General features: G+C 46.8%; 20 protein-coding genes, 4 tRNA genes, 1 rRNA gene and 1 pseudogene. All 26 read right to left on the bottom strand.

From position 1 onward, the window contains the following. Position 1 precedes the first annotated feature (1 nt). The 26 genes and pseudogenes from rpsC to rrf all read right to left on the bottom strand — a co-directional run bounded on the left by rpsC (position 2) and on the right by rrf (position 23,097). Positions 2 to 829: a 30S ribosomal protein S3 gene (gene rpsC, locus ICN35_RS00650; protein ID WP_215296100.1), complete on the bottom strand. Its 828-nt coding sequence runs from the start codon at positions 827 to 829 to the stop codon at positions 2 to 4. Between the two features lie 8 nt (positions 830 to 837). Further along, positions 838 to 1,170 carry a 50S ribosomal protein L22 gene (rplV, locus tag ICN35_RS00645; RefSeq protein ID WP_197712017.1) on the bottom strand — a complete coding sequence of 111 codons (333 nt, stop codon included), beginning with the start codon at positions 1,168 to 1,170 and terminating at the stop codon, positions 838 to 840. A 7-nt stretch (positions 1,171 to 1,177) separates the two neighbouring features. Next, positions 1,178 to 1,456, bottom strand: a complete 279-nt coding sequence (gene rpsS, locus ICN35_RS00640; RefSeq protein ID WP_087908800.1) for a 30S ribosomal protein S19 — start codon at positions 1,454 to 1,456, stop codon at positions 1,178 to 1,180. A gap of 19 nt (positions 1,457 to 1,475) precedes the next feature. Further along, positions 1,476 to 2,306 (bottom strand): 50S ribosomal protein L2, encoded by an 831-nt coding sequence (rplB, locus tag ICN35_RS00635; protein WP_087908799.1) that lies wholly within the window; start codon positions 2,304 to 2,306, stop codon positions 1,476 to 1,478. 2 nt (positions 2,307 to 2,308) lie between these two features. Then, positions 2,309 to 2,623 (bottom strand): 50S ribosomal protein L23, encoded by a 315-nt coding sequence (gene rplW, locus ICN35_RS00630; protein WP_068947693.1) that lies wholly within the window; start codon positions 2,621 to 2,623, stop codon positions 2,309 to 2,311. Continuing rightward, positions 2,620 to 3,240, bottom strand: a complete 621-nt coding sequence (gene rplD, locus ICN35_RS00625) for a 50S ribosomal protein L4 (protein ID WP_087908798.1) — start codon at positions 3,238 to 3,240, stop codon at positions 2,620 to 2,622. Before rplD ends, rplW begins: the two co-directional genes overlap by 4 nt. Before the next feature lie 11 nt (positions 3,241 to 3,251). Beyond that, positions 3,252 to 3,908, bottom strand: coding sequence for a 50S ribosomal protein L3 (rplC, locus tag ICN35_RS00620; protein ID WP_215320696.1), 657 nt, complete (start codon positions 3,906 to 3,908; stop codon positions 3,252 to 3,254). A 197-nt stretch (positions 3,909 to 4,105) separates the two neighbouring features. Then, positions 4,106 to 4,417, bottom strand: coding sequence for a 30S ribosomal protein S10 (rpsJ, locus tag ICN35_RS00615; protein ID WP_011901899.1), 312 nt, complete (start codon positions 4,415 to 4,417; stop codon positions 4,106 to 4,108). Positions 4,418 to 4,534: 117 nt separating this feature from the next. Further along, positions 4,535 to 5,725 (bottom strand): elongation factor Tu, encoded by a 1,191-nt coding sequence (gene tuf, locus ICN35_RS00610; RefSeq protein ID WP_215296093.1) that lies wholly within the window; start codon positions 5,723 to 5,725, stop codon positions 4,535 to 4,537. A 51-nt stretch (positions 5,726 to 5,776) separates the two neighbouring features. Next, positions 5,777 to 7,879: an elongation factor G gene (gene fusA / locus ICN35_RS00605; protein WP_216123455.1), complete on the bottom strand. Its 2,103-nt coding sequence runs from the start codon at positions 7,877 to 7,879 to the stop codon at positions 5,777 to 5,779. A gap of 27 nt (positions 7,880 to 7,906) precedes the next feature. Further along, the gene (rpsG, locus tag ICN35_RS00600; protein WP_068320103.1) at positions 7,907 to 8,377 is read right to left on the bottom strand and encodes a 30S ribosomal protein S7; all 471 of its coding nucleotides are present in this window, start codon (positions 8,375 to 8,377) and stop codon (positions 7,907 to 7,909) included. Positions 8,378 to 8,538: 161 nt separating this feature from the next. Beyond that, positions 8,539 to 8,919 carry a 30S ribosomal protein S12 gene (gene rpsL, locus ICN35_RS00595; RefSeq protein ID WP_068947691.1) on the bottom strand — a complete coding sequence of 127 codons (381 nt, stop codon included), beginning with the start codon at positions 8,917 to 8,919 and terminating at the stop codon, positions 8,539 to 8,541. Positions 8,920 to 9,095: 176 nt separating this feature from the next. After that, the gene (rpoC, locus tag ICN35_RS00590) at positions 9,096 to 13,358 is read right to left on the bottom strand and encodes a DNA-directed RNA polymerase subunit beta' (RefSeq protein ID WP_215296098.1); all 4,263 of its coding nucleotides are present in this window, start codon (positions 13,356 to 13,358) and stop codon (positions 9,096 to 9,098) included. 1 nt (position 13,359) lies between these two features. After that, positions 13,360 to 17,460, bottom strand: coding sequence for a DNA-directed RNA polymerase subunit beta (rpoB, locus tag ICN35_RS00585; RefSeq protein WP_216123454.1), 4,101 nt, complete (start codon positions 17,458 to 17,460; stop codon positions 13,360 to 13,362). A gap of 226 nt (positions 17,461 to 17,686) precedes the next feature. Continuing rightward, positions 17,687 to 18,064 (bottom strand): 50S ribosomal protein L7/L12, encoded by a 378-nt coding sequence (gene rplL / locus ICN35_RS00580; RefSeq protein ID WP_112202584.1) that lies wholly within the window; start codon positions 18,062 to 18,064, stop codon positions 17,687 to 17,689. A 165-nt stretch (positions 18,065 to 18,229) separates the two neighbouring features. Continuing rightward, a pseudogene (gene rplJ / locus ICN35_RS00575) lies at positions 18,230 to 18,748 on the bottom strand (50S ribosomal protein L10); the annotation flags it as partial. A gap of 237 nt (positions 18,749 to 18,985) precedes the next feature. Further along, the gene (rplA, locus tag ICN35_RS00570; protein WP_215296095.1) at positions 18,986 to 19,687 is read right to left on the bottom strand and encodes a 50S ribosomal protein L1; all 702 of its coding nucleotides are present in this window, start codon (positions 19,685 to 19,687) and stop codon (positions 18,986 to 18,988) included. Positions 19,688 to 19,689: 2 nt separating this feature from the next. Next, complete coding sequence (gene rplK / locus ICN35_RS00565; RefSeq protein WP_011901890.1) at positions 19,690 to 20,121, bottom strand: 50S ribosomal protein L11; 432 nt, start codon at positions 20,119 to 20,121, stop codon at positions 19,690 to 19,692. A 163-nt stretch (positions 20,122 to 20,284) separates the two neighbouring features. Further along, on the bottom strand, positions 20,285 to 20,857 hold the full coding sequence (gene nusG / locus ICN35_RS00560; protein ID WP_087908791.1) for a transcription termination/antitermination protein NusG: 573 nt from the start codon (positions 20,855 to 20,857) through the stop codon (positions 20,285 to 20,287). A gap of 7 nt (positions 20,858 to 20,864) precedes the next feature. Further along, complete coding sequence (gene secE, locus ICN35_RS00555; RefSeq protein ID WP_215296094.1) at positions 20,865 to 21,242, bottom strand: preprotein translocase subunit SecE; 378 nt, start codon at positions 21,240 to 21,242, stop codon at positions 20,865 to 20,867. A gap of 20 nt (positions 21,243 to 21,262) precedes the next feature. After that, a tRNA-Trp gene (locus ICN35_RS00550) sits at positions 21,263 to 21,338 on the bottom strand. Between the two features lie 27 nt (positions 21,339 to 21,365). Then, on the bottom strand, positions 21,366 to 22,556 hold the full coding sequence (tuf, locus tag ICN35_RS00545; RefSeq protein WP_215296093.1) for an elongation factor Tu: 1,191 nt from the start codon (positions 22,554 to 22,556) through the stop codon (positions 21,366 to 21,368). Between the two features lie 64 nt (positions 22,557 to 22,620). Continuing rightward, positions 22,621 to 22,695, bottom strand: a tRNA-Thr gene (locus tag ICN35_RS00540). A gap of 20 nt (positions 22,696 to 22,715) precedes the next feature. Next, positions 22,716 to 22,789 (bottom strand) — tRNA-Gly (locus ICN35_RS00535). Between the two features lie 5 nt (positions 22,790 to 22,794). Further along, positions 22,795 to 22,879: transfer RNA gene (locus tag ICN35_RS00530), tRNA-Tyr, on the bottom strand. A 104-nt stretch (positions 22,880 to 22,983) separates the two neighbouring features. Beyond that, positions 22,984 to 23,097: ribosomal RNA gene (gene rrf, locus ICN35_RS00525) — 5S ribosomal RNA — on the bottom strand. Positions 23,098 to 23,189 lie beyond the last annotated feature (92 nt).

Raw genomic sequence — 23,189 nt, 5'->3', positions numbered from 1 at the left:
CTTACTCTCCTGACTTCTGCGTATCTGCGGCAGGTGCTTCAACCTTACGCACACGCTTTACTGCTGGTTTAGCAGCAACTAATGGCTTGTCAGCACCTGCAGCTGGTTTACGAGCAGCTGTTTTGCTTGGAGCACGACGAGTTTTCTTTTCTTCGGCAGCTGGTTCAGCAGATGGAGCAGCCACTTGAGCTTCTGCACCGCGACCCAATGTATCGCCTTTGTATACCCAAACTTTTACACCGATGATGCCGTAGGTTGTTTCAGCCTCTGATGTTGCGTAATCAATATCAGCCTTCAATGTATGAAGTGGAACACGACCTTCACGGTACCATTCGCGACGAGCAATTTCTGCACCGTTCAAACGACCAGACGACATGATCTTGATGCCTTGTGCGCCAAGACGCATTGCGCTTTGCATTGCACGCTTCATAGCGCGACGGAACATGATGCGCTTTTCTAACTGCTGAGTAATAGAGTCAGCAATCAATTGTGCATCTACTTCAGGCTTACGAATTTCTTCAATGTTCACGTGAACTGGAACACCCATACGTTTTTGTAATTCACGACGGAGAACTTCAATATCTTCGCCTTTTTTACCAATCACAACACCTGGACGTGAGCTATAGATAGTGATGCGGGCGTTCTTAGCAGGACGCTCGATTACCACTTTACTAACGGATGCATTCTTCAACTTCTTCTTCAAATAGCTGCGGACATCTACGTCCTCTTTCAGCATCTTTGCGAAGTCAGTGTTATTTGCATACCAACGTGATGTCCAATTCTTCGTTACCGCGAGTCGGAATCCGGTGGGATTAATCTTTTGGCCCATATCTTTCCTTAGTTACTCAAGGTCACGCTAATGTGACAAGTTTGTTTTTCGATTTGATTGCCACGACCCTTAGCACGTGCAGTGAAGCGCTTCAAGGAAGTTCCTTTATCAACGATTACCGCCGATACCTTGAGCTCATCAATGTCGGCACCTTTATTGTGTTCAGCATTTGCAATCGCTGATTCAACTACTTTCTTCACAATGAAGGCAGCTTTTTTGGGGCTGAAATTCAAAATGTTCAATGCGCGTGCAATTGGCAAACCACGAATTTGGTCTGCAACCAAACGTGTCTTTTGCGCAGAAATGCGGGCGCCCTTGTGAATAGCTTTAACTTCCATCATCATCCCCTTACTTCTTCACAACTTTCTTGTCAGCAGCGTGACCTTTGAAAGTACGGGTCAAGGCAAATTCGCCTAACTTATGACCCACCATGTTTTCTGATACATAAACCGGAACGTGTTGACGACCGTTATGAACAGCAATTGTCAGACCGATAAAGTCTGGAAGAATTGTTGAACGGCGAGACCAAGTTTTGATCGGCTTTTTGTCTTTGTTGGCTTGTGCAACTTCAACTTTTTTTACTAAGCTGGCGTCGCAGAATGGGCCTTTTTTAGCTGAACGTGTCATATCTATTTATCCTTATCGCTTAACGTTTTTGACGACGTTGAACGATCATCGAAGTTGTGCGCTTATTGCGACGTGTGCGATAACCTTTGGTTGGAGTGCCCCATGGAGATACAGGTACACGGCCTTCGCCAGTTCTACCTTCACCACCACCGTGTGGGTGATCTACTGGGTTCATTGCCACACCGCGAACGGTTGGGCGAATACCACGCCAGCGATTTGCACCTGCTTTACCAATTTGACGCAAGCTGTGCTCTTCGTTACCAACTTCACCAATAGTGGCACGGCACTCAATCAGAACACGGCGAACTTCACCGGAGCGCAAACGCACTTGAGCGTATACGCCTTCACGAGCCAGCAATACTGCTGAACCACCAGCAGAGCGCGCTACTTGAGCACCTTTGCCTGGGAGGATTTCAACACAGTGAATAGTGCTACCAACTGGAATGTTGCGAATTGGCAAATTATTACCAGATTTGATTGGTGCCTCAGAGCCATTCATGATTGCTTGACCAACAGTCATGCCTTTAGCAGCAGGAATGTAGCGACGCTCACCATCAGCAAACACGATCAATGCAATATTTGCACTGCGGTTTGGATCGTATTCCAAGCGTTCAACTTTTGCTGGAATGCCATCTTTGTCGTTGCGTTTGAAATCAACAACACGATAGTGATGCTTATGACCACCACCTTTATGACGGGTAGTGATATGACCATTATTGTTGCGACCCGCTTTTTGGAATTGTGGCTCTACCAACGCTGCAAAAGGCTTACCTTTATGCAGGTCAGGATTGACCACCTTGACCATTGAACGACGACCTGGTGAGGTCGGTTTTGTCTTCATCAAAGGCATGATTAATTCGCCTCCGCTTCAAAGTTAATTTCTTGACCTGGCTTCAAATTCACATAGGCCTTCTTAGTGTGGTCACGACGACCTTCAAAACGGCCATACCGCTTAGGCTTACCCTTTTGATTCACGATTTGAACTGAGTCAACTTGCACTTTGAAGAGCAATTCAACTGCTTGTTTTACATCGCTCTTGTTTGCATCGCGAGCTACTTGGAAAACTACTTGTTCGTTTTTCTCTGCAACCATAGTGGCTTTCTCAGAGATAACAGGACCAAGCAGAACCTTCATCAGGTTGTGATCGTTTTTACGGACTTGGCTCATTTCAGCAACTCCTCAATTTTTGCGATCGCTGCTTTGCTGACCAATACTTTTTTGTATTGAACCAAAGCTAATGGATCAGCGTGCTGTGGCTCAACCACGGCAACTTTATGCAAGTTACGTGATGCCAAGTACAAATTCTCGCTAACCTGATCAACAATAATCAAGACTGAATCCAAGCCCATTGCCTTAACTTTGTCAGCCAAAACTTTAGTCTTTGGAGCATCAAGATTAAATTGATCAACGACATTCAAACGACCTTCGCGAGCTAACTGAGACAAGATAGATCTCATACCAGCGCGGTACATTTTCTTATTTACTTTTTGGCTGAAATTCTCTTCTGGAGAATTCGGGAATATACGACCACCTCCACGCCACAGCGGGGAAGAGCTCATACCAGCACGTGCACGACCAGTACCTTTTTGACGCCAAGGTTTCTTGGTGGTGTGCTTAACTTGCTCACGGTCTTTTTGTGCACGGTTACCGCTACGTGCATTTGCTTGATAAGCCACTACAACTTGGTGTACCAATGCTTCGTTATATTCGCGTTCGAATACTTCTGGTGAAGCTTGTACGCCTGCACCTAAAGTACCGTTGTCTTGGAGAAGCTTAAGTTCCATATTCGCTCTCCTTATTTCTTCTTCAACGGTGTCTTCACCGCTGGAGTAACAATCACTTTACCGCCTGGGGCACCTGGAATAGCGCCTTTAACCATGATGAGATTGCGTTCTGCATCAATGCGTGCGATGACTAAATTTTGTACGGTACGGGTAACGTCACCAAGGTGACCAGTCATGCGCTTACCTGGGAAAACACGACCTGGATCTTGCGCCATACCGATTGAACCTGGTACGTTATGTGAACGTGAGTTACCGTGGGATGCGCGACCAGAAGCAAAGTGATAACGCTTGATGGTACCGGCGTAACCTTTACCGATCGATACGCCTTGCACGTCCACTTTTTGACCAGCCGTAAATGCAGCGTCAGCAGGAATTACTTGTCCTGGTGTCATTTCTGCAATTTTTGCTGCGTCTAATTGGAATTCGTTGAGACCATTACCAGCCATCACCCCTGCTTTAGCGAAGTGACCAGCCATTGCTTTGGTAACGCGAGTAGCTCTACGTGTGCCATGTGCCAACTGGATAGCATCATAGCCATCAGTTGCCTGGGTCTTGATTTGAGCGATTCTGTTGTCGCTCACGTCGATTACGGTCACAGGAATTGAATCCCCTTCGTCCGTAAATAGACGGGTCATGCCGACCTTGCGGCCGATTAAGCCTAAGCTCATATTCATGCTCCACGCCGACTACGATTGGTCGGCAAAATTAATTTAAGTGATTTACAAGTAAAAGTACTTCTAAATCAATAACTTACAACATTTTTAATGCTGATACAGCCTAAAAATTCACCCAAATAATTGAGCGAAGACTTAGATTCTATCCTGAAATGCCGATCTTGACAAGCAAAAAGACCGGAAACTACAAATTACTGCAACTTAATTTCGACGTCCACACCTGCTGGAAGGTCTAATTTCATCAAAGCATCTACCGTTTTCTCTGTAGGATCAACAATATCCATTAAACGGAGATGGGTACGGATCTCTAACTGATCACGAGATGTCTTGTTCACGTGTGGTGAACGCAAGATATCAAAACGCTCAATACGAGTTGGCAAAGGAACTGGACCCTTAACAACCGCACCAGTACGCTTAGCTGTGTCAACGATTTCAGCTGCAGATTGGTCGATCAAACGGTAATCAAATGCTTTAAGGCGAATACGAATTTTTTGGTTTTGCATATTAATTCCAAAGAGCGGTGTGGTGCTGCCACGTTATACATCTAAAGAGCACGGTGACATCAGCAGCACTGATGTCACCGGTTAGCAAACCGCTAAATATTATTTACTTCTACTTCCTTAAGCCAAAATCTTTGCAACCACACCGGCGCCAACAGTACGGCCACCTTCACGGATCGCAAAACGTAAACCTTCTTCCATCGCGATAGGGGCGATGAGTTTGACGGTAATCGTGACGTTATCACCAGGCATGACCATTTCTTTGTCTTTTGGCAACTCAATAGAACCAGTTACGTCCGTTGTGCGGAAGTAAAACTGAGGACGATAGTTGTTAAAGAATGGTGTATGACGGCCACCTTCATCTTTACCCAAGATGTAAACCTCGGCTGTAAAGTGAGTATGGGGGGTGATTGAACCTGGCTTAGCCAATACTTGGCCGCGCTCAACTTCTTCACGTTTTGTACCGCGCAATAAGATACCCACGTTATCGCCTGCTTGACCTTGGTCGAGCAATTTGCGGAACATTTCAACACCAGTACAAGTAGTTTTGAGAGTTGGTTTGATACCAACGATTTCAATCTCTTCGCCAACTTTAACGATACCGCGCTCAATACGACCAGTCACTACAGTACCGCGACCAGAGATGGAGAACACGTCTTCTACTGGCATCAAGAAGGCGCCATCAATGGCACGCTCTGGTGTTGGGATGTAAGTATCAAGGGCTTCAGCCAATTTCATGATGGCTTCTTTACCCAATGGACCTTCGTCGCCTTCTAAGGCTAACTTAGCAGAACCTTGGATGATCGGTGTGTCATCGCCTGGGAAGTCATATTTAGACAGAAGTTCACGCACTTCCATTTCAACTAACTCGAGCAATTCAGCATCATCAACCATATCGCACTTGTTTAAGAACACCACGATGTAAGGAACACCGACTTGGCGTGCCAAAAGGATGTGCTCACGCGTTTGTGGCATTGGGCCATCAGCTGCAGAGCAAACCAAAATAGCGCCGTCCATCTGAGCAGCGCCTGTAATCATGTTCTTAACGTAGTCAGCATGTCCTGGGCAGTCAACGTGAGCGTAGTGACGGTTTGCAGTCTCATACTCAACGTGCGCAGTATTAATCGTAATACCACGGGCTTTTTCTTCAGGAGCAGCATCGATCTGATCATATGCTTTTGCTTCGCCACCGAATGCTTTTGAGAGCACGGTTGCAATTGCTGCTGTCAAGGTCGTTTTACCGTGGTCAACGTGACCGATAGTGCCTACGTTTACGTGCGGTTTTGTCCGCTCGAATTTTTCTTTTGCCATTTTTGTTCTGCCTTCTTTAGCTAGTCAATATTCAAAATTAATGTGGATAAATTACTTCGCTTTAGCAGCCATAACTGCTTCAGCAACGTTCTTCGGTGCTTCGGAATAATGCTTAAATTCCATGGTGTAGGTAGCGCGACCTTGGGTCAACGAGCGCAAGCCAGTTGAGTAACCAAACATCTCTGCCAACGGCACTTCAGCACGAACGATCTTGCCGCCGCCTGGAATGTCATCCATACCTTGCAAAATACCGCGACGGGATGAGAGGTCACCCATTACGTTTCCCATGAAATCTTCTGGTGTTTCAACTTCAACAGCCATCATTGGTTCAAGCAATACTGGAGATGCTTTACGCATTCCATCTTTGAACGCCATTGAGCCTGCCATCTTAAATGCGTTTTCGTTGGAGTCAACGTCGTGGTATGAACCAAAGAACAATGTCGCTTTGATATCTACTACTGGATAGCCAGCCAAAATGCCGGAGTTCAATGTCTCGATAATGCCTTTTTCAACTGCAGGAATGTATTCACGTGGAACTACACCACCCTTAATAGCGTCAACGAATTCAAAACCTTTGCCTGGGGCTTGTGGCTCTAACTTCAAAACCACGTGACCGTATTGACCACGACCACCAGACTGCTTAACAAATTTACCTTCGATCTCTTCGCAAACCTTACGAATGGTTTCGCGGTATGCAACTTGTGGCTTACCAACAGTTGCTTCAACGCTGAATTCACGTTTCATACGATCAACCAAAATTTCCAAGTGGAGCTCGCCCATACCGGAAATAATGGTTTGGCCTGACTCTTCATCAGTCTTCACGCGGAAAGAAGGATCTTCTTGTGCCAAGCGATTCAAAGCAAGACCCATTTTTTCTTGGTCAGCTTTTGTCTTTGGCTCAACAGCCTGTGAGATCACTGGCTCTGGGAATACCATGCGCTCCAAAATCACGATGCTATCTGGATCACACAATGTTTCGCCAGTTGTCGCGTCTTTTAGACCAACTGCTGCAGCAATATCGCCTGCGTACACTTCTTTAATTTCTTCACGTTGGTTTGCATGCATCTGCAACAAACGGCCAACACGCTCTTTCTTGCCCTTGATTGGGTTGTAGATCGTGTCACCAGACTTCATGACGCCTGAGTAAACGCGGAAGAAAATGAGCTGGCCAACAAATGGGTCAGTCATGATCTTAAATGCCAATGCAGAAAACTTGGCGCTATCAGAGGCTTCACGAGTTGCAGGTGTACCGTCTTCCAATTCGCAAAGAACTGGTGGCACATCTAATGGGGATGGCAACAACTCAACTACTGCGTCCAACATCGCCTGAACACCTTTGTTTTTGAAAGCAGTTCCACACAACATTGGAACGATTTCATTGGCGATAGTGCGTTGACGCAATGCGCCTTTAATTTCTTCTTCGGTCAAGCCTTCGCCACCGAGATACTTTTCCATCAACTCTTCTGAGCTTTCAGCAGCAGCTTCGAGCATCTTCTCGCGCCACTCTTCAGCAGAAGCTTGCAATTCAGCAGGGATCTCTTCGTAGGTGAATTTGGTACCTTGTGAAGCCTCATCCCAATAGATGGCCTTCATCTTTACCAAGTCCACAACGCCTTTAAAGTTTTCTTCTGCGCCGATTGGAATCTGGATCAAGATTGGGTTTGCCTTGAGACGAGTCTTCATTTGGTCATAGACCTTGAAGAAGTTCGCACCAGTGCGGTCCATCTTGTTTACAAATGCCAAGCGTGGAACTTGATACTTGTTTGCTTGACGCCAAACAGTTTCAGATTGTGGCTGTACTCCACCTACGGCACAGTAAACCATGCAGGCACCATCCAAAACGCGCATTGAACGCTCAACTTCAATCGTGAAGTCTACGTGCCCTGGGGTATCAATAATGTTGATACGGTGCTCAGGCATTGTTCCTGCCATACCCTTCCAGAAAGTGGTGGTAGCAGCAGAAGTAATCGTGATACCACGCTCTTGCTCTTGCTCCATCCAGTCCATGGTAGCTGCGCCATCATGGACTTCACCGATTTTGTGGTTAACACCGGTGTAGAACAAAACGCGTTCTGTAGTTGTTGTCTTACCTGCGTCAATGTGCGCAGAAATACCAATATTGCGGTATTTGTCGATGGGGGTTTTACGTGCCACTGTTGGTGCCTTTTCTTAACTATTGGATTAGAAGCGGAAATGTGAGAAAGCTTTATTAGCTTCTGCCATACGGTGAACTTCTTCACGCTTCTTCATTGCGCCGCCACGACCTTCAGCAGCTTCTAATAATTCGTTGGCCAAACGTTGAGCCATGGATTTTTCACCGCGCTTTTTAGCGGCTTCGCGCAACCAGCGCATTGCCAAAGCGGAACGGCGTGATGGACGAACTTCAACAGGAACTTGATAGTTAGCACCACCAACACGACGGCTCTTTACCTCAACCATTGGCTTAACATTACCCATGGCTGTAGAAAAAATTTCGAGTGGTTCTTTATTTGCTTTTTTCTCGATGTGATCAAAGGCACCGTAAACGATACGCTCTGCAACCGATTTCTTGCCGTCCAACATCAGGACGTTCATGAATTTAGCTACTTCTACATTGCCGAATTTTGGATCCGGCAAAATTTCCCGTTTGGGAACTTCACGACGACGTGGCATAACTACTCCTTCAGTTCAGTTAGGGGTGGCCCACCTGGATCACCCGCTCCGGTTGTCCTACTATCTAAGAAAAATTCCTAGACGGAACATCCACTTACTTGTCTTTTGAGTCTGACAAACAACGACTTACTACAAAAACCGCTACTGCTTAATTCTTAAAATTAAGCAGCTTTCTTAGCGCGCTTAGCACCGTATTTAGAGCGGGCTTGTTTACGATCTTTAACACCTTGTAAGTCCAAAGAACCGCGAACGATGTGGTAACGCACACCTGGTAAGTCCTTTACACGACCGCCACGAATCAACACTACTGAGTGTTCCTGGAGGTTATGGCCTTCACCGCCAATGTATGAAATCACTTCAAAACCATTGGTTAAGCGAACTTTAGCTACTTTACGGAGCGCAGAGTTAGGCTTTTTAGGAGTAGTGGTGTACACACGTGTACAAACACCACGGCGCTGCGGGCTGTTTTGCAGCGCAGGGCTCTTGCTTTTAACGGTAAGCCTTGTTCTTGGCTTGCGTAATAATTGATTAATTGTTGGCATAAAATAGCTCGGTTAGTACTTCTTTGTTGCTTTCTTCAAGAAAATCAATGACTTAGAGAATTTCTAGGTCAAAAAGACCTTCTTCTGAATCAGTAGAACTCAGCATTCTAGCTTGGCCAGCCTTTTCCGTCAACCTAAAGGGAAAAAACTGGCCATTTCTGGCCAGAATTACCAAATTAGCTCGGATCAGCCTCCCCAGCAGGAGCAATGACTTCAGCCTCGATTTCAACAGGGGCGTTAGCCAATGCCTCCTCTTCGGCGGCAATCATTTGAGCGCGATCGCGCTCGAATTGCTCTCTGACCTTGCGTGCACGACGATAAGACAAGCCGGTACCAGCAGGGATCAGGCGACCAATAATGACGTTTTCCTTGAGGCCACGGAGTGTATCGGTCTTGCCCATAATGGCAGCTTCGGTCAATACACGGGTGGTTTCTTGGAAAGAAGCCGCTGAAATAAAGCTATCGGTCGACAAGGATGCCTTAGTAATACCAAGCAATACGTTGTCGAACTGAGCTGGGTGCTTGCCTTGTGCAATCACAGCATCGTTTGCGTCATATAACTTAGAACGCTCAACTTGCTCACCAGTAATGAAGGATGTATCGCCTGGATCAGTTACCTGAACACGACGCAACATCTGACGCACGATCACTTCAATGTGCTTGTCATTGATCTTCACGCCCTGGAGACGATAAACGTCTTGAACTTCGTCAACGATGTAGATTGCCAACTCTTCGATACCTTTGAGAGTCAAGATGTCATGCGGATCAGCAGGGCCTTCCACAATCATCTCGCCCTTGTTCACAACTTGACCGTCGTGAACGAGAACTTGTTTCTCTTTAGGAATCAAGAACTCATTGGCTTCGCCATCCATATCGGTAATCACCAAACGCTGTTTACCTTTGGTTTCTTTACCGAAGGAGACTGTTCCAGTCACTTTCGCCAATACTGCTGCATCTTTTGGTGAACGTGCTTCGAACAATTCTGCAACGCGTGGCAAACCACCGGTAATGTCGCGAGTCTTCTGTGATTCGATTGGAATACGCGCCAATACTTCACCAACTTCGACTTTTTGACCGTCCTTAACAGTAATCAAAGCGCCCACTTGGAGACCAATGTTTACTGGGTGATCAGTGCCGGCGATCATGACTTCGTTACCCTTCTCATCAACTAAGTTGATCATTGGGCGAACACCTTTGCTTGCAGCTGAACGACGCTTACCGTCAATCACCACCAAAGTGGAAAGACCAGTCACTTCGTCAACCTGCTTAGCAACAGTGACACCCTCTTCGACGTTGTCGAAGCGAGCGATACCAGCGTACTCAGAAATAATCGGGCGTGTTAAGGGATCCCAGGTTGCTAAGCTTGCGCCAGCCTTCACTGCTGCATCTTCTTTTAACAAGAGAGTTGCACCGTAAGGTACTTTATGACGTTCGCGCTCACGACCATTCTCATCAACGATCAAGGCTTCGCCAGAACGTGAAATCACGATCTGCTCACCCTTCGCGTTCTTCACAACACGCATCGTGCCTGAGAACTTCAAAGCACCATTTGATTTGGCTTCAATATTGCTTGCAACCAAGGCACGTGACGCTGCACCACCAATGTGGAAGGTACGCATAGTCAACTGTGTGCCTGGCTCACCGATAGACTGAGCAGCGATCACACCAACTGCTTCACCAACGTTCACCAAACCACCGCGACCGAGATCACGTCCGTAGCACTTGGCGCACAAGCCAAAGCGGGTTAAGCAAGACAATACTGTACGAACTTTAACTTCGTCGATGCCCAATGCCACGATCTGATCAACATGATCTTCATCGAGCAAGGTGTCGTTAGGAACGATGACTTCTTGTGTATCAGGATGAACAATGTCACCGATGCAGACACGACCCAAAATACGGTCACGCAATGCTTCGATAATTTCGCCACCTTCAACAAGGGCCTTCATAGTAACGCCAGAAGTTGCGCCGCAATCATCCTCGATCACTACGAGGTCTTGAGTAACGTCGCACAAACGACGGGTCAAGTAACCAGAGTTCGCTGTCTTCAACGCAGTATCAGCCAAACCTTTACGAGCACCGTGGGTTGAAATGAAGTACTGCAATACGTTCAAACCTTCGCGGAAGTTTGCAGTAATTGGGGTTTCAATAATGGAGCCATCAGGCTTCGCCATCAAACCACGCATACCAGCTAACTGACGAATTTGCGCTGCAGATCCACGCGCACCAGAATCCGCCATCATATAGATAGAGTTAAAGGATTCTTGACGCACAGTTTTGCCGTTACGGTCGACAACGTCAACGTGTGACAACTCATCCATCATCGCCTTGCCAACTTGGTCGCCTGCAGCGCCCCAAATATCAACCACGTTGTTATAACGCTCTTGATTGGTTACGAGACCTGACATGAACTGCTTGTCATATTCCTTAACCTTGGCAGAAGCTTCAGTGATGATGCGCTCTTTGGAGGTTGGGATCAGCATATCGTCGATCGCAACCGAGATACCAGCATTGGTGGCCAAGCGGAAACCAGACTGCAAGAGACGGTCAGCAAAAATCACAGTTTCACGCAAGCCGCACTTACGGAATGAAGTGTTGATCAAACGTGAGATTTCTTTTTTCTTCAAAGGCTTGTTGATTTCCTCGAAGGACATCCCTTTAGGCAAAATCTCAGACAAGATTGCACGGCCAACTGAAGTTTGATAGATCTTGGTTTTTTCGGCAAAACGGGCATCGCCCTCTGCCTTCTTATCCACAATCTCAAACTCAGTAATACGCACAGCAACACGAGATGCCAATTCAACCTGGCCGGCTTCGTATGCGCGCACTACTTCAGTAATGTTGGCGAAAACCATGCCTTCGCCCTTACCGTTGATCTTGTCACGGGTAGCGTAGTACAGACCCAACACCACGTCCTGCGAAGGAACGATGGATGGTTCGCCGTTAGCTGGGAACAATACGTTGTTCGAAGCCAACATCAATGTACGCGCTTCCATTTGCGCTTCGAGCGACAAAGGAACGTGAACCGCCATTTGGTCACCGTCAAAGTCCGCGTTAAATGCCGCGCAAACTAATGGGTGCAATTGGATTGCTTTACCTTCAATCAGCATTGGCTCGAAAGCCTGAATACCGAGACGGTGCAATGTAGGCGCACGATTCAACATGATTGGATGTTCACGAATCACTTCTTCGAGAATGTCCCAAACGATTGGTGTCTGGCTCTCAACTTCTTTCTTCGCAGCCTTAATCGTGGTTGCAATTCCCAAAGTCTCAAGCTTGTTGAAAATGAATGGCTTGAACAATTCCAAGGCCATCAATTTTGGTAAACCGCACTGATGCAATTTCAATGTAGGGCCAACTACGATGACTGAACGACCAGAGTAGTCAACGCGTTTACCCAACAAGTTTTGACGGAAACGACCGCTCTTACCTTTAATCATCTCAGCCAAGGACTTAAGAGGACGCTTGTTAGCGCCAGTCATAGCCTTACCGCGACGACCATTGTCGAGCAATGAGTCAACCGCTTCTTGCAACATGCGTTTTTCGTTACGAACGATGATCTCTGGTGCGCGCAACTCTAACAAACGCTTCAAACGGTTGTTACGGTTGATCACACGACGATAGAGGTCGTTCAAATCGGAAGTAGCAAAGCGACCGCCATCCAATGGCACCAATGGGCGCAATTCAGGTGGCAATACTGGCAATACTTCCATGATCATCCAGTCAGGCTTGATACCTGAAGTCTGGAACGCCTCAAGCACTTTTAAGCGCTTAGCGTATTTCTTGATCTTGGCATCGCTACCAGTAGCTTTTAAATCAGCACGAATGGTCTCTACTTCACGATCAATATCAATCGAACGCAAGAGATCACGAATACCTTCAGCGCCCATGATAGCGGTAAATGCACCGTCACCATACTCTTCAGTTTTCGCAATGTATTCATCTTCAGACATGATCTGACCACGCTTCATTGCGCCTTCAGGAGTCATGCCAGGATCAACCACTACATATGCTTCAAAGTAGAGAACGCGCTCAATATCACGCAAGGTCATATCGAGAACCATACCCAAACGAGATGGTAGGGACTTCAAGAACCAAATGTGCGCTACAGGGGCTGCCAACTCAATGTGGCCCATGCGCTCACGACGTACCTTAGCGAGAGTAACTTCAACACCGCACTTCTCGCAGATTACGCCACGGAACTTTAAGCGCTTGTACTTACCGCATAAGCACTCGTAGTCTTTGGTTGGTCCAAAAATCTTGGCGCAGAACAAACCATCACGCTCGGGCTTAAAAGTCCGGTAGTTGATGGTTTCTGGTTTGCGTACTTCACCAAAAGACCATGAGCGAATTTTCTCAGGAGATGCGAGACCAATTTTGATGACATCAAACTGCTCTTCGCCCTGCGTTTGCTTAAATAAATCGAGCAATGCTTTCATATCAGTTGCGCTCCATGTCAATGTCAATACCCAACGAACGAATTTCTTTTACCAGTACGTTGAAGGATTCGGGCATGCCAGCATCAATCGTGTGCTCGCCCTTGACGATGTTTTCGTATACCTTGGTACGGCCTGCGACGTCATCGGACTTCACTGTCAGCATTTCCTGCAAGACATATGAAGCACCGTATGCTTCGAGGGCCCAAACTTCCATCTCACCAAAGCGCTGACCACCAAACTGGGCTTTACCGCCCAATGGCTGTTGCGTTACTAATGAGTAAGGTCCGGTTGAACGTGCGTGCATCTTGTCGTCGACCAAATGGTGTAGTTTCAAGACATGCATGACACCAACAGTCACTGGACGCTCAAACTGATCGCCAGTGCGGCCGTCGCACAAAATCATTTGCTGACGTGAAGGCGTCATCTTCAAAGATTTAGCAACCTCTTCTGGATAAGCCAACTCGAGCATACGTCCGATTTCTGTCTCAGTGGCACCGTCAAACACTGGTGTTGCAAATGGCAAGCCTTGGCGAAGATTCTCAGCCAAAACAGTGATCTGCTCATCAGTGAAATTATCGATGTCTTCGATACGACCGGTTTCGTTATAAAGCTGCTTGAAGAACTTACGCAATTCAGTTTGCTTAGCGTGTTCGCGAACCATCTCGTCGATACGCTTACCAATACCTTGGGCAGCCCAACCTAAGTGGGTTTCCAAAATCTGGCCAACGTTCATACGGGAAGGCACACCCAATGGGTTCAAGACGATGTCTACAGGGCGTCCGTCAGCCATAAATGGCATGTCTTCTGCAGGGGCAATTTTAGAAACCACACCCTTGTTACCATGACGACCGGCCATCTTGTCACCAGGCTGTAAGCGGCGTTTCACTGCCAAGTACACCTTAACCATCTTGGTTACACCAGGCTGTAAATCATCGCCCTGGGTAAGCTTGGTACGCTTCTCTTCAAAAGCTTCATCAAACTGTTTACGCTTCGCTTCGATAGAAGATTTGATTGCTTCGACTTGTGAGGCAACTTCATCATCCGCTGGACGAACATCAAACCAATGGTATTTGTCCAAATCAGCAAGGTAATCCTTGTCGATCTTGGTACCTTTAGCTAATTTCTTAGGGCCGCCATTAGCAACTTTTCCAACCAACAGCTTTTCTAAACGCATGAAGGCATCGCCTTCAACAATACGCAACTGGTCGTTTAAGTCCAAACGATAGCGTTGTAGTTCTTCTTGAATGATGGACTGGGCACGGGCATCGCGCTCAATACCTTCACGGGTGAAGACTTGAACATCGATAACAGTACCAATCATTCCTGAAGGAACGCGTAAAGAAGTATCTTTCACATCAGATGCTTTTTCACCGAAGATCGCACGCAGTAACTTCTCTTCAGGAGTGAGAGTAGTCTCGCCCTTTGGAGTTACCTTACCAACCAATACGTCACCAGCTTCAACTTCAGCGCCGATGTAAACAATACCGCTCTCATCCAAACGGGAGAGTTGTGACTCTGCCAAATTGGAAATATCGCGAGTAATTTCTTCTGAACCAAGCTTGGTGTCACGTGCAACTACTGACAACTCTTCAATATGAATAGAGGTGTAGCGGTCATCAGCAACAACCTTCTCAGAGATCAAGATTGAATCTTCGAAGTTGTAACCGTTCCATGGCATAAATGCCACAGTCATGTTTTGACCCAAAGCCAATTCACCTAAATCGGTAGATGCGCCGTCAGCAACGACGTCGCCACGGGCTACACGATCGCCAACTTTTACGATTGGACGTTGATTGATGTTGGTATTTTGGTTTGAACGGGTGTACTTGATGAGGTTATAAATATCCACACCTACTTCACCAGCTGCAGTTTCATCATCGTTTACACGAATCACCACACGGTTTGCATCAACGTAATCTACGATACCGCCGCGGTTAGCCAGCACAACAGTGCCGGAGTCAACCGCAACAATACGCTCTAAACCTGTACCAACCAATGGCTTATCTGGACGCAAGCAAGGAACTGCTTGACGCTGCATGTTCGCACCCATCAACGCACGGTTCGCATCATCGTGCTCTAAGAATGGAACGAGTGAGGCTGCAGCAGAAACGATCTGGCTAGGAGCAACGTCGATGAAATCGATACGCTCTGGGCCAACCATCATGGTCTCACCAGCTTGACGGGCAGAAACCAATTCGTCAGCTAACTTGCCGTTTTTATCGATCGTGGCATTCGCCTGAGCAATCACATACTTGGCTTCTTCAATTGCAGAGAGGTAAACCACTTCATCGCTTACCTTGCTATTGGAAACCTTACGGTATGGCGTCTCGAGGAAGCCATGTTCATTCAAACGTGCAAATAGTGCGAGTGAGTTGATCAGACCAATGTTTGGTCCCTCTGGAGTTTCAATTGGGCAAACACGTCCGTAGTGGGTTGGATGCACGTCGCGCACTTCGAAACCTGCGCGCTCGCGTGTCAAACCACCAGGTCCCAATGCAGAAATACGACGCTTGTGCGTGATCTCTGAAAGTGGGTTGGTTTGATCCATAAACTGGGATAACTGTGAAGAACCGAAGAACTCACGAATCGCAGAAGAAATTGGCTTGCTATTAATCAAGTCATGCGGCATGAGATTTTCTGTTTCGGCTTGGCCGAGACGTTCTTTAACCGCACGCTCAACACGTGACAAACCAGCACGGAATTGGTTTTCTGCCAATTCGCCAACGCAACGTACACGACGATTACCTAAGTGATCGATATCGTCTACTTCGCCTTTGCCGTTACGCAAATCTACGAGGGACTTAATCGTGTCGAGAATATCTTCATTCGACAGAACCATTGGACCTTCCATTTCTGGGCGGTTCAAACGGCTATTGACCTTCATACGGCCAACACGAGATAAGTCGTAAGCATCTTCGCTATAGAACAAGCGCTGGAACAAAGCTTCAACAGCATCTTCTGTTGGGGGCTCACCAGGGCGCATCATGCGGTAGATGGCAATACGTGCTGCTGTTTGATCAGCAATTTCATCGGTACGCAGTGTCTGAGAAATATACGCACCAGAATCTAAATCATTGGTGTAAATGGTTTCCAATTGCTTGATGCCAGCATCGCGCAATGTAGCCAATAACTCTTCAGTGATTTCATCATTAGCGTACGCCAAGATTTCACCAGAATCTGGATCAACGATATTACGTGCAACTACGCGACCAACTAAATAGTCATCTGGTACAGCAATCGTTTTTGTCTTAGCAGCTTCAAGTTCGCGAATATGCTTTGCATTGATGCGCTTGTCTTTTTGAATGACAACAACGCCATTCTTATCGAGCACATCAAAGTTAGCCAGCTGGCCACGCAAACGCTCTGGAACAAATTCCATTGAAGCGCCATTAGCTGTCAATGCAAAATGATCAAAGTTGAAGAAGTTTGCAAGAATCTGTTCGTTGTTTAAACCAATTGCTTTGAGCAAAATGGTGACAGGCATCTTACGACGACGGTCAACGCGGAAATAGAGAATATCTTTTGGATCAAACTCGAAATCGAGCCATGAACCACGGTAAGGAATGATGCGTGCTGAGAACAGCAACTTACCGGAACTATGGGTTTTGCCCTTATCGTGCTCAAAGAACACACCTGGAGAACGGTGTAACTGAGAAACGATCACACGCTCAGTACCGTTGATTACAAAAGAGCCGTTTTCTGTCATGAGTGGAATTTCACCCATGTAGACTTCGCTCTCTTTTACCTCTTTCACCTTAGTAGGCGCTTCGCGATCATAAATAATCAAGCGAACTTTTGCGCGTAAGGCAGAGTGGTATGTGTAACCACGCTGTTGACATTCTTTAACGTCAAATGGAGGCTGTGATAACTGGTAAGACACGTATTCCATACGTGCGTAGCCGTTGTTAGACACAATTGGGAATGCTGAAGTAAAGGCAGCTTGAAGTCCCTCTGTAAGGCGAGACATGGCTGGCTTTTCAGCCTGTAAAAATTTAGCGTAGGATTCCAGCTGCGTTGCGATCAGGTACGGAACCTGGTGGTTATTTACTCGCTTAGCAAAGCTTTTACGGACTCGCTTGCGTTCGGTGAAGCTATAGTTCATTTCATCTCCGAATTCAGCGACTGTACAAAGATTTGGCGATTGGCCACTACCAATCACTGGCGGACAACACTAAACCGTTCGATTTAGTGTCCGACCAAACTTGCATTCTGCAGTCGTATCAGAAGGCAAACCCGATTTCAATCAGAAATGAAATCGGGTTTGACCACTAATGGTCAAACCCAACATAGCTAACGCTCCTTTTTGAGAAGCGCTAGCGAAGTGTGTATTACTTGAGTTCTGCTTTAGCGCCAGCTTCTTCAAGCTTCTTCTTAGCTTCTTCAGCAGTTTTCTTGTCAACGCCCTCTTTGATTGGCTTCGGTGCACCGTCAACCAAGTCCTTAGCTTCTTTTAAGCCAAGACCAGTAATTTCGCGAACTGCCTTAATTACTGAAACCTTGTTTGCGCCAGCTTCGAGCAAGTTCACAGTGAATTCTGTTTGCTCTTCAGCAGCAGCACCACCACCGCCTGCACCAGCAGGACCAGCAACAGCCATCGCTGCGGCTGAGACACCAAACTTCTCTTCGAACGCTTTAACCAAATCGTTCAAATCCATAACGGACATGCTACCTACTGCATCAATGATTTCTTCTTTAGTTATCGCCATTTTTAGCTCCTAATACTTAAATAGTTAATCTGTCGCTTATTCAGCGGCAGGGGTTTCTTTTGCTTCTGTTCCAGCTTCTGGGGCTGCGGCTGCAGGCTCAGCGACTGCCTCAGGAGCGGCGGCTTCAGCAACAACTGCTGCTGGGGCTGCTGCTTCTGCTACAGGTGCTGGAGCTTCGGCTACAGGAGCAGGTGCTCCAGCTGCCTTTTGTGCTGCTACTGCGCCCAATACGCGAGCCATCGCAGAAACAGGTGCCAACATCACACCTAACAACTGAGATAACAACTCGTCGCGGCTTGGAATTGTTGCGAGAGCTTTTACACCCGCAACATCTAACAACTTGCCGTTGTATAAGCCAGCTTTAATGACTAGCAAATCTTGAGTCTTAGCAAAGCCCTGCAATACTTTTGCCGAAGCAATCGGATCAGCAGAGATGCCGTAAATCAAGGGGCCAACCATCGAATCAGCAAGAGGCTCAAACTGTGTGCCTTGTGCAGCACGGCGTGCCAATGTGTTCTTCAAAACGCGAAGATAGACACCTTGGTCACGTGCGCTAGCACGTAGCTTTGTCAACTGCTCTACTGGAATACCACGGTATTCAGCGAGCACGACAGTTTGGGCTCCAGCCAATTGAGCGCCGACATCAGCAACAATCGCTTTTTTGTCTTGTACATTCAAAGGCACGGTTTAACTCCATAAAAACCAACTGTTTCCAGTTGGGGTTACACACCAGCGTCTGATCATTTGTTCACAAAGACTCTTGTGAAAATCTTTTCAGGGTCGCCATCTGCGCTGGCTATTACTTTCGTAACGATTAAGAATTAACTCTGTATTAGCAACTAATTCACCAACGGTCTTTGATGTTCGACTCTCACTCAAAGAGCAGGAGCCGACCCAAAGTTCTTTTTTGTTACAAGCTACTTATTGAGCCGCTTGTAACGATGCTTGGTCAACACGTACGCCTGCACCCATGGTGCTGCTTACGGCAACCTTCTTTAAATAAATTCCCTTAGATGCAGGCGGCTTTGCTTTATTCAAAGCCTCAAGCAATGCAAGCAAATTGGACTTTAGTGCAGTTGGCTCGAATGAACGACGACCAATGCTTGCGTGCACGATACCGGCTTTGTCCACACGGAATTGCACTTGACCCGCTTTTGCATTCTTTACTGCAGTAGCTACGTCAGGAGTCACAGTTCCCACTTTTGGATTTGGCATCAAACCACGTGGGCCCAATACTTGACCCAAGGTACCAACAATTTTCATTGTGTCTGGTGATGCGATCAAAACGTCAAAATCAATTTTGCCGCCTTTAATTTGTTCAGCAAGTTCTTCCATGCCAACGATTTCTGCGCCAGCGGCTTTAGCCTGTTCGGCTTTCTCGCCTTGTGCAAAAACAGCAACACGAACGTGCTTACCTGTACCAGCTGGAAGCACTACTGCGCCACGCACAACTTGGTCAGATTTCTTAGCATCAATACCCAACTGAACAGCAACGTCGATAGACTCATCGAACTTAGCAGTTGCGCACTCTTTAACGAGGCTCAATGCATCTTCCAATGAATAGAACTTGTTGCGATCAACCTTAGATTGAATTGCTTTTACGCGTTTAGATAATTTAGTCATGATTAGAGACCTTCCACAGTGATGCCCATGGAACGGGCGCTACCAGCAATTGTTCTAACAGCTGCGTCCATATCGGCTGCTGTCAAATCTGGCATTTTTGCTTTAGCGATTTCTTCCGCTTGAGCACGGGTAATTTTTCCTACCTTGTCGGTATGCGGACGTGGTGATCCTTTTTCGATCTTCGCAGCCTTCTTGATCATGATGGTTGCTGGAGGAGTCTTCATGATGAATGTGAAGCTCTTATCAGCGAATGCTGTAATCACGACTGGAATTGGCAGGCCAGGTTCCATGCTCTGAGTTTGAGCATTAAACGCCTTACAAAATTCCATAATGTTCAGGCCGCGTTGACCCAATGCTGGACCTACGGGTGGTGATGGATTTGCTTTACCTGCAGGGATCTGCAGTTTGATAAAGCCAATAATCTTCTTTGCCATGTGTGCTCCTTAAAGCGCGCCTAACCTCATTAGGAAAGACCGCCGTTGAGTAAACGCTTTGCTAGTTTTTGGCTTTCTAGCTCCGCTCCTCGGTTAATTACTAAAACCAAATAACCACTTAAAACAACTACTTCACTTACAAAACCGGACTAAGTCCTTGTTTTTACATCTTTTCTACTTGGCCAAACTCCAGCTCAACTGGGGTACCGCGACCGAAGATTGTAACAGAAACGCGTAATCTTGACTTCTCATAGTTCACTTCCTCAACGTTTCCGTTGAAGTCTGTAAATGGGCCTTCTTTCACGCGCACCATCTCACCCACCTCAAACAGGGTCTTGGGCTTCGGTTTATCCACGCCAGCCTGCATCTGATCCATGATTTTGGTGACTTCAGCAGTAGAAATAGGGCTTGGACGGTTACGAACACCTCCCACGAAACCGGTCACTTTTGGCGTATTTTTCACCAAATGCCAGCTTTCATCGGTCATTTCCATCTCAATCAGGACATAACCTGGGAAGAAACGGCGCTCAGTGACTGATTTTGTGCCAGATTTGATCTCTACCACCTCTTCGGATGGGACCAAAATACGGCCAAATTTCTCAGGCATGCCAGAACGTGCAATACGCTCCTCAAGGCCTTTTTTAACGCTCTTTTCCATTCCAGAGTAAGCGTGGATTACATACCAGCGCATATTGCCGGTAGCTTGTGGGTTTGCAGCTACTTCAGAATCAATCATGTTTTACTCACTTCCAGCCTAAAAGGACTGAAAAAACTAGCCATTCAATCAATTTGTCTGCAATCCATAAAAACAAGGACATGATCAGAACAAAGCCAAATACGACTAGAGTCATTTGGGTAGTCTCTTTACGAGTCGGCCAAACAACCTTTTTTACTTCGTACCAAGAATCTTTTGCATAGGCAATAAAACGACGCCCATCGGGTGAAATCGCCACAATCAAAACCGCAGCTGCAATGCCACCGAACAATACACCCAAGCGCACCAATAAAGATTGGTCGATGAGCGTGTAGTAAAGCACTAACGCAGCAACGACGATTAAAGCAGCGAGTCCAGAGACCCAGCTACTCTTTTCTTCAGAATGACTTGCAGTTTGTTGAGACATATTACTTTCAGTTCAAATCGTGGCAGGGGCGGAGGGCATCGAACCCCCAACCTTTGGTTTTGGAGACCAACGCTCTGCCAATTGAGCTACACCCCTTTATAAAAACTCATTACCAAAAACTACTTAAGCCAAAATCTTTGCAACCACACCGGCGCCAACAGTACGGCCACCTTCACGGATCGCAAAACGTAAACCTTCTTCCATCGCGATAGGGGCGATGAGTTTGACGGTAATCGTGACGTTATCACCAGGCATGACCATTTCTTTGTCTTTTGGCAACTCAATAGAACCAGTTACGTCCGTTGTGCGGAAGTAAAACTGAGGACGATAGTTGTTAAAGAATGGTGTATGACGGCCACCTTCATCTTTACCCAAGATGTAAACCTCGGCTGTAAAGTGAGTATGGGGGGTGATTGAACCTGGCTTAGCCAATACTTGGCCGCGCTCAACTTCTTCACGTTTTGTACCGCGCAATAAGATACCCACGTTATCGCCTGCTTGACCTTGGTCGAGCAATTTGCGGAACATTTCAACACCAGTACAAGTAGTTTTGAGAGTTGGTTTGATACCAACGATTTCAATCTCTTCGCCAACTTTAACGATACCGCGCTCAATACGACCAGTCACTACAGTACCGCGACCAGAGATGGAGAACACGTCTTCTACTGGCATCAAGAAGGCGCCATCAATGGCACGCTCTGGTGTTGGGATGTAAGTATCAAGGGCTTCAGCCAATTTCATGATGGCTTCTTTACCCAATGGACCTTCGTCGCCTTCTAAGGCTAACTTAGCAGAACCTTGGATGATCGGTGTGTCATCGCCTGGGAAGTCATATTTAGACAGAAGTTCACGCACTTCCATTTCAACTAACTCGAGCAATTCAGCATCATCAACCATATCGCACTTGTTTAAGAACACCACGATGTAAGGAACACCGACTTGGCGTGCCAAAAGGATGTGCTCACGCGTTTGTGGCATTGGGCCATCAGCTGCAGAGCAAACCAAAATAGCGCCGTCCATCTGAGCAGCGCCTGTAATCATGTTCTTAACGTAGTCAGCATGTCCTGGGCAGTCAACGTGAGCGTAGTGACGGTTTGCAGTCTCATACTCAACGTGCGCAGTATTAATCGTAATACCACGGGCTTTTTCTTCAGGAGCAGCATCGATCTGATCATATGCTTTTGCTTCGCCACCGAATGCTTTTGAGAGCACGGTTGCAATTGCTGCTGTCAAGGTCGTTTTACCGTGGTCAACGTGACCGATAGTGCCTACGTTTACGTGCGGTTTTGTCCGCTCGAATTTTTCTTTTGCCATTTTTGTTCTGCCTTTAGTTAACTCTTAAACCAAACACCAAATACACAATTAATAAAATCAAACATGGTGCCCATGGGCAGGATCGAACTGCCGACCTCTCCCTTACCAAGGGAGTGCTCTACCACTGAGCCACATGGGCGAAATCTAATACAACAAATCTGGAGCGGGATAAGAGAATCGAACTCTTGACCGAAGATTGGAAATCTGCTGTTTTACCATTAAACTAATCCCGCACATCTGGTGGAGGGGGTAGGATTCGAACCTACGTAGGCATAGCCAACAGATTTACAGTCTGCCTCCTTTAGCCGCTCGGACACCCCTCCGCGAACCCAATATTCTGACTCCAAACGGAGTATCTGTCAATCTCTCTAACGCTTTGCACAAGTAAAAACGCCCAGACCTAAAGGGGTCTGGGCGTCGCATTGGTGCCCGGCAGTTACCTACTTTCACACGGGTAATCCGCACTATCATCGGCGTAGAATCGTTTCACTGTCCTGTTCGGGATGGGAAGGAGTGGTTCCAATTCGCTATGGTCACCGGGCGTAGAGGGTTGAGTTGCTGATAAATCAACAACTCTATTTGAGTAAGCATGTAATAAGGATGCAGATTAAATCTGGCAAACATCCAACACAA

It is taken from the genome of Polynucleobacter sp. es-GGE-1, assembly GCF_018882005.1.
In the GTDB taxonomy this organism is placed as follows: Bacteria; Pseudomonadota; Gammaproteobacteria; order Burkholderiales; family Burkholderiaceae; genus Polynucleobacter.
This window is presented reverse-complemented; position numbering and strand designations above follow the sequence as displayed.